Annotated in this window: 6 protein-coding genes; 2 read left to right on the plus strand and 4 right to left on the minus strand. The window is 70.3% G+C overall.

What is annotated here, in order from left to right; all coding sequences use genetic code 11:
• The first annotated feature begins 51 nt into the window (after positions 1 to 51).
• Positions 52 to 816: a class I SAM-dependent methyltransferase gene (locus HKK72_RS19800; RefSeq protein ID WP_187235880.1), complete on the plus strand. Its 765-nt coding sequence runs from the start codon at positions 52 to 54 to the stop codon at positions 814 to 816.
• Here HKK72_RS19800 and HKK72_RS19805 read toward each other — a convergent pair.
• From HKK72_RS19805 to pdxH, 4 genes are all read right to left on the minus strand, one after another.
• Positions 810 to 1,829, minus strand: a complete 1,020-nt coding sequence (locus tag HKK72_RS19805; RefSeq protein WP_187235881.1) for a zinc-dependent alcohol dehydrogenase family protein — start codon at positions 1,827 to 1,829, stop codon at positions 810 to 812. The two genes, HKK72_RS19800 and HKK72_RS19805, sit on opposite strands and share 7 nt — an antisense overlap.
• A gap of 74 nt (positions 1,830 to 1,903) precedes the next feature.
• On the minus strand, positions 1,904 to 4,117 hold the full coding sequence (locus tag HKK72_RS19810) for a SpoIIE family protein phosphatase (protein ID WP_187235882.1): 2,214 nt from the start codon (positions 4,115 to 4,117) through the stop codon (positions 1,904 to 1,906).
• Between the two features lie 156 nt (positions 4,118 to 4,273).
• Entirely contained in the window at positions 4,274 to 4,978 is a 705-nt protein-coding gene (locus tag HKK72_RS19815) for a metal-dependent transcriptional regulator (protein ID WP_187235883.1), read from the minus strand.
• Positions 4,979 to 5,114: 136 nt separating this feature from the next.
• Positions 5,115 to 5,771: a pyridoxamine 5'-phosphate oxidase gene (gene pdxH, locus HKK72_RS19820; RefSeq protein WP_187235884.1), complete on the minus strand. Its 657-nt coding sequence runs from the start codon at positions 5,769 to 5,771 to the stop codon at positions 5,115 to 5,117.
• Positions 5,772 to 5,901: 130 nt separating this feature from the next.
• Between pdxH and HKK72_RS19825 the strand changes: the two genes are divergently transcribed.
• The gene (locus HKK72_RS19825) at positions 5,902 to 7,005 is read left to right on the plus strand and encodes a citrate synthase 2 (RefSeq protein WP_187235885.1); all 1,104 of its coding nucleotides are present in this window, start codon (positions 5,902 to 5,904) and stop codon (positions 7,003 to 7,005) included.
• Positions 7,006 to 7,032 lie beyond the last annotated feature (27 nt).

A 7,032-nucleotide genomic window follows, 5' to 3' on the forward strand; every position in this document is an offset into this window, starting at 1 on the left:
TCGGAGTCATACCTATAAGGGCTTTACGCCGGGCGACGAGGGAGACCAGACGTGCCGCACACGACCCGCGGGACGGAGGCGGCGGTCAGTGACGGTTCACTGAGCACCGATCTCAGCCGCCTGGTGCAGTTCGCCGAGCCGACTCATGACGACGTCTGCCTCGACATCTCTCGGCGCGGCCGGCGACTCGCCGAGGCGATGGCCTCCCGCACCCGCGCCGTGACCGTCGTGGACGCGGCCCCTCAGCCCACGGCACCGGCCGACCCGCCGGCCGTGACGGTCCGGGCCGACGCCCGCGCCCTGCCGTACCGCAATGGCTCCTTCACGCTGGTCACCGTACGGTTCTCGCTGTATCGCCTGCCCGACGCGCGGCAGTCCCTGCGCGAGATGCTCCGTGTCTGCGGCCCCACGGGCCGACTGATCATCGCCGATCTGATCCGCAGGGACTCGATCGGCGACCGGGACCGGATCGAGCGGCTCCGTGACCCCGGCCATCCCACCACCCCGTCGTTGGACGAGCTCACCGGTCTGCTCACCGACGCCGGCGCCGAGGTCCGCCGCCTCGACGTCTTCACCATCGAGCGTCCCGCCGAGCCGTGGCTGGCCGGCGCGGGCGACGAGAGAGCCGCCGTACAGCTCCGCCAGGCGCTCACCGCCGAGGTCGACGGTGGCCCCCGTACGGGCGTCAGGCCGCGAATGATCGGCGGCGAGTTGTGGTTCACGCAGACACTGGCCCATGTCGCCGCGGCTCCGGCGGGACGGGCGGACCCCGCCGACGCCGATCTGGCGCACTCCCGCGTCGCCGGCGACTACTGAACGACCAGGACCGCGGCGCCGTTCACCTTGTCCGCGGCCAGATCCGCGAGCGCCCGATCGGCCTCGGCCAGGTCGTACGGTGTGGTCTCGACCTTGAGCCGCGGAGGCTCGCCCCGTGCGAACCGTTCGGCGAGCCGCAGGAACTCCTCACCGTCGGCGCGGGTGTTGGCAGTGACCGACCGGATCTGCCGCTCTTGGAACAGATGCCGCTGGTACCCGAGCACCGGCACGTCGGAAAGGTGGATTCCGGCGATCGCCAACGTGCCGCCCCGGTCGAGCCGCTCCAGCGCGGCCGGCACGAGCTCGCCGACCGGCGCGAACATGATCGCCGCGTCGAGCGGCTCGGGCGCCGGGTCGAAGGAGTCGCCGGCGGACGCCGCCCCGAGTGACAGCGCCAGCGACCGCGCCTTCGCCGACCGGGTGAAGACGTGCACCGTGGCCCCCTCGGCGAGGGCGACCTGAGCGGCGAGATGGGCCGACCCGCCGAATCCCCAGATGCCGAGCCGCCCGCCCGGGGGCAGCGCAGCCCGGCGCAACGCCCGGTAGCCGATGATCCCCGCGCACAGCAGCGGCGCGACGTCGACATCGCTCCAGGTCGGTGGCAGCGCGTAGACGTACGCCTCCGGCGCGACCGTGAACTCGGCGTACCCGCCGTGCGCGTCCCATCCGGTATAGAGCGATGACGCGCACAGGTTCTCCGCGCCCCGGCGGCAGTACGTGCACGAACCGCACGTCCCCCGCAGCCACGCCACCCCGACGCGGGCTCCGATGGTGAACCGCCGCACGCCGTAGCCGGTGTCGACCACCTCTCCGACGATCTCGTGCCCCGGCGTGACGCCGGGCAGGTGCGGCGGCAGATCGCCCTCGGCGACGTGCAGATCCGTACGGCACACCCCGCAGGCCCGTACCCGCACCAGCAGCTCCCCGGGCCCCGGCTCAGGCATCTCCCGCTCGACCAGCCGCAGCGGCCTAGTAGCCATGCCCCCCGGCCTCTCGACCACCCATGCCTTCATCCTCTTACGGTACGGCGACCCGCTCGGGCTTCCCGGCGTCGAGCCCGATCAAGTCACTTCCCAAGGCGCGGCCATTAACACAACGGCAGTTCGAACCACACGGCCTTGCCGTCCTTGGTCGGCCGTGACCCCCATCGGGTGGCGAGCTGGTCGACGAGGTACAGCCCTCGCCCGCCCTCGTCGGTCTCTCCGGCGCTGCGGATGCGCGGCAGCCGCATGTCGGAGTCGAACACCTCGACCCAGATCGAGTCGGCGCCGCGGCGCAGCCGCAGCCGGAACTCCTTGGACACCGGTTCACGGCGGTGCAGGTCAGCACCGAGGTCCCAGGGGGTCTCGTCGAACGGGAACACCTGAGCGCCTTCGAGGACGAGCTCTCGCCTCGGCGCCGGCGAGGCCGCGTGCAGAACGACGTTGGTGACGACCTCGGATACCAGCAGGCAGGCGAGCTCGGCCTTGTCGTCGACCATGCCCCAGGCGGCGAAGGTCTCGGCGGCCATCCGACGTGCCTCGGAGACCATGATGGGCTCTGCCGTGAAGGCGCGCTGCTCCACCGCGAGCTCCTCGGCCGACGTGCGCACGACGACGATGGCCGCGTCGTCGTCTATGTCGCCGGGGACGGCCTGGTAGGCGGCGTCGGCGACGGCCTCGACATCGCGCCTGGCGACCGCGGCGACGGCCTCCCGCAGCATCTGGCGGGACTGCTCACGGGTGTAGTAGTCGCCGTTCTCCTTGGGGCGTCGCTCGATCAGCCCGTCGGTGTAGAGCACGAAGGTGGAGCCCGGCTTGAGCTCGCAGGTCTCCTCGTTGAACAGGATGTCGCCCCCGACGCCGGGACTTCGTACGCCCAGCATCGCGCCCTTGCTGTTCAGCTGCAGGTCCGAGACCTCGCCGTCGACGATGAGCAGCGGGGCGTCATGGCCGGCGTTCGCGAACGACAACGTGCGCGACCAGGCGTCGTAGACGAAGTAGGTACATGAGACGAGCGGCGGACGTGCGATCTCGTCGCCGTAGCGAGGCCGCTCGGGCCGTGCCATCGTGCGCACCCACTCGTCGAGCTTGCGCAGGATGTCGGCGGGCGACTTGTCGTCCTGGGCGAAGGCGCGCAGGGCGGCGCGCAGCTGTCCCATGACGGCGGCGGCACGGGCGCCACGACCTTCTACATCGCCGATGACGATGCCCACCCGGCCCGCCGACAGCGGGATGACGTCGTACCAGTCGCCGCCCACCTGGGTCTGGATGCCGTGGCCGTGGGACTCGAGCGGCTTGGCGGGCTCGTAGCGCCATGCGATCTGGAGCCCGTCGAGCTTGGGCGGCACGTCGCCGGGCAGCAGGTTCTTCTGGAAGGCGAGCGCGGTCTCGCGCTCCTCCTCGAACAGCATGGCGTTGTCGATGGCCAGCGCGACGCGGCTGGCGATGGCGCCGACCAGGTCGCGGTCGAAGCCGTCGTAGTGCGGATCGCTCCGCTTGGTGAGGTTGGACAGCGCGAGGCTCATCACCCCGAGGAGCTCACCGCGGGCCAGCAGCGGGGCGGCGATCACCGAGGTGATGCCCATGTCGTCACCGAGCCGCTGGCTGGACTCGCTGGGAGCCGCGAAGCGGTACTGCAGGATGTCCTCGACGAGCACGGCGTCGCGCCGGGCCATCGCCTTGGCGCAGAAGTGGTCGGGCGGGTAGAAGATCGGCTCGCCGATCTCGGCCCACGTGCCCGGCGGCGGCGACCATCCGCCGGCGTGCCGGGAGACTCTGCGAAATAGCCGGTCACCGGCGAACAGGTCGATGAAGACGTGGTCGGCGAACTGCGGTACGAGGGTGTCGGCCACGCGGCGCAGCGTCTGTTCCAGCTCCAGGGAGGCCGACAGCCGCTCACCGATCCGCTCCAGCAGGCCGTAACGGTCCTGGTCGCGCTGGTTGCTGCGCAGCGCCTCGCGGGCGAAGATCACAATGCCGTCGATGGCACCGGAAGGGTGCCGCAGGGGTACGGCGTGCGCGCGGGTGTAGACGGTGCTGCCGTCCGAGCGCACGGTGCAGAACGTGCCCTCCCAGACGCCGCCCTTGAGTACGTGCCGGGCGAGTTCGGTGGCCTGGTCGTGGTCCTCCTCGGCGATGCTCAGCGAGAGCACCGAGTGACCGACGAACTCCTCACCGAAGCCGAACAGCTCCGAGGCGAACGCGTTGCCGTAGATGACGTTGCTGAAGCGGTCGCAGACTATGACCGCCATCTCCATCTGGCCCAGGACGGTCTCAGGTGGCAACAAGGCCTCGAAGGGCGATTCCCCCCAACGCTTCATATGGCTGCCACCTTGCCGTCGGTCACCGGGCGCGACTTCGCGGATACTGCACGGGCCTCCCCTGTATTGAACGACGAGCGGGCGGTCCGGATACGTGGGAACAGCGCCTCGGTAAGGAGATTTTCGGTACAGACCACGGGCACCGGAGGGAGATTCTCAACGCTTCGTGACGAAGACGTGCTCGGCGATGTGGCGGGACAGCTCGGTCGCAGGACTGTTGCTCTCGTCGTCACGCGTCACTCGCACACCATCGTCGCTGATCGCCAGGATCACCTCGCGTCCGGGTTGTATCCCGACAAGCTTGAGTCTGAGCATCAAATCGCTGTCGCTTTGGACCTGTTCGCTGATCCTGCGCACGACGGCCGGTGTGCCCGCCGTCGTGGCGACCCGGGTCATGGCGATCAAGGGCTCCTGCGAGGCGGCGTCCTCGGACTGACCGCCGAGTTCGTCGAGCGCGGGGATGGGGTTCCCGTGCGGGCAGCGGGTGGGGTTGTTGAGCAGCGCGACCAGCCGCCGCTCGACCTCCTCGGACATCACGTGCTCCCACCGGCACGCCTCGATGTGCACGTCCTCCCAGGGCAGCCCGATGACGTTGACCAGAAGGCATTCGGCGAGACGGTGCTTGCGCATGACACGGGTGGCCAGGCCGCGCCCGGAGTCGGTCAGTTCCAGATGGCGGTCGCCCTCGACGCGGAGCAGGCCGTCCCGCTCCATGCGCGCAACCGTCTGGCTCACCGTCGGGCCGCTCTGTGACAGGCGCTCGGCGATGCGTGCGCGAAGGGGTACGATCCCCTCCTCTTCGAGCTCGAAGACCGTACGGAGGTACATCTCCGTTGTATCGATCAGGCCGTGTGAGGTCATTTCCCTCCAGTCTCGCCCTCAGAGTCTACTTCCTCCCGCCACCCCCACGTGGGCTCTGCGCACAACCACTGGGCACAACCACCGGGCACAACCACCGGACACGACCGATGGGCACATCCGCTGAGCCCGATCGGGTCTACGGGGAAAGGCGTTCCACCGACCACCCCGCGCCGGCGCGGCGGTAGCGGAGACGGTCGTGCAGTCGGTCCGCCCCACCCTGCCAGAACTCGACCGTCGAGGGGACGACCAGGTAGCCGCCCCAGAAGTCCGGGAGCGGCACCGGGCCCGGCTCCGGCCAGGCCTCCGCCGCCTTGGCGTAGCGGGCCACGAGTTCCTCCCGGGACGAGACCACCGACGACTGGCGCTCGCTGGCCCAGGCCCCGAGCCGCGAGCCGTACGGGCGAGAGTGGAAGTAGGCGGCGGACTCCTCCTGCGGCAGCCGCTCCACGGCTCCAGCGACGATCACCTGGCGGTGCATGGGGTGCCAGGGGAAGACCAGCGTCGCCCGTGGGTTGGCCGCGAGGTCCTGCGCCTTGCGGGACGCGTGGTTGGAGAAGAACCGGAAGCCGTCCGGGCCGTATCCCTTGAGCAGCACGGTGCGCGCGCTCGGCTCCCCGTCTGCCGACGCGGTCGACAGCACCATGGCGTTCGGTTCGGGCAGGCCGACGCGGATCGCGTCGGCGAACCACAGCGCGAACTGCTCGAACGGGTCGGCTGCCAGCTGGGACTCGATCAGTCCATGACCCTCGTAGGCTCTCCTGAGGTGAGCCGGGTCGGGCGATGGGGGCTCCACAGTCGGCCAGCCTCTCACCTGGGGATTGCCAATCTCACACGACCCGCGGTACTGCGCGGTAACTCGGACAGGGTTGAATGGTTCTTTAACGTGTTTTCACCACAAGTGGGGACGAAAGGCAGGACGAAACATGTCCGACTTCAAACCCGGCCTCGAGGGCGTCGTCGCCTTCGAGACTGAGATCGCGGAGCCCGACAAAGAAGGCGGGTCCCTCCGCTACCGCGGGGTTGACATCGAGGACCTCGTCGGCCGCGTCTCCTTCGGGGACACGTGGGGCCTCCTGGTGGACGACAGCTTCACCCCGGGGCTCGCGCCGGCGGAGCCGTACCTCCTCCCCGTGCACTCCGGTGACGTACGTGTGGACGTGCAGAGCGCGCTGCCCACCATCGCACCGACGTACGGGATGCGGCCCCTGCTCGACATCTCCGACGAGCAGGCCCGTGAGGATCTCGCCCGCGCCTCCGCGACGGCGCTCTCGTTCGTCGCGCAGTCCGCGCGCACCCTCGGCCTGCCGATGGTGCCGCAGGAGCGGATCAACGAGGCCAGCACGATCACCGAGCGGTTCATGGTCCGCTGGCGTGGTGAGCCCGACCCTCAGCACGTGAGGGCCATCGACGCCTACTGGACGTCCGCCGCCGAGCACGGCATGAACGCCTCGACCTTCACCGCCCGGGTCATCGCCTCCACCGGCGCCGACGTCGCGGCCGCGATGTCCGGCGCCATCGGCGCGATGTCCGGTCCGCTGCACGGCGGCGCCCCGGCCCGCGTACTGCCGATGATCGAGAAGGTCGAGCAGCTCGGCGACGCCCGCAAGGTCGTCACCGACATCCTCGACAACCACGAGCGGCTGATGGGCTTCGGTCACCGGGTCTACCGCGCCGAGGACCCGCGTGCGCGGGTGCTGCGCCGCACCGCCAGGGAACTCGACGCGCCTCGCTACGAGGCCGCCAAGGCCCTCGAGGACGCTGCGCTGGCCGAGCTGCGCGAGCGCCGCCCGGACCGCCCGATCGAGACCAACGTCGAGTTCTGGGCCGCCGTCATCCTCGACTTCGCCGACGTCCCCCCGTCGATGATGCCCGCGATGTTCACCTGTGCCCGTACGGCCGGATGGGCGGCGCACATCCTGGAGCAGAAGCGCACCGGCAGGCTGGTCCGGCCGAGCGCCCGCTACGTCGGCCCGGCCCAGCGCCCGGTCGCCGACGTCCCAGGCGCCGACGGCCTCACCCTCCTGTAGCCCAGCGCCGGCCCCGGGCCGCGGCCA

Source organism: Actinomadura sp. HBU206391 (assembly GCF_014323665.1).
GTDB lineage: Bacteria > Actinomycetota > Actinomycetes > Streptosporangiales > Streptosporangiaceae > Actinomadura_C.

Coding starts and splice junctions, on each gene's coding strand:
- HKK72_RS19815 (WP_187235883.1), bottom strand. CDS start 4,978: ATGACCTCACACGGCCTGATCGATACAACGGAGATGTACCTCCGTACG.
- HKK72_RS19810 (WP_187235882.1), bottom strand. CDS start 4,117: ATGAAGCGTTGGGGGGAATCGCCCTTCGAGGCCTTGTTGCCACCTGAG.
- HKK72_RS19825 (WP_187235885.1), top strand. CDS start 5,902: ATGTCCGACTTCAAACCCGGCCTCGAGGGCGTCGTCGCCTTCGAGACT.
- HKK72_RS19805 (WP_187235881.1), bottom strand. CDS start 1,829: ATGAAGGCATGGGTGGTCGAGAGGCCGGGGGGCATGGCTACTAGGCCG.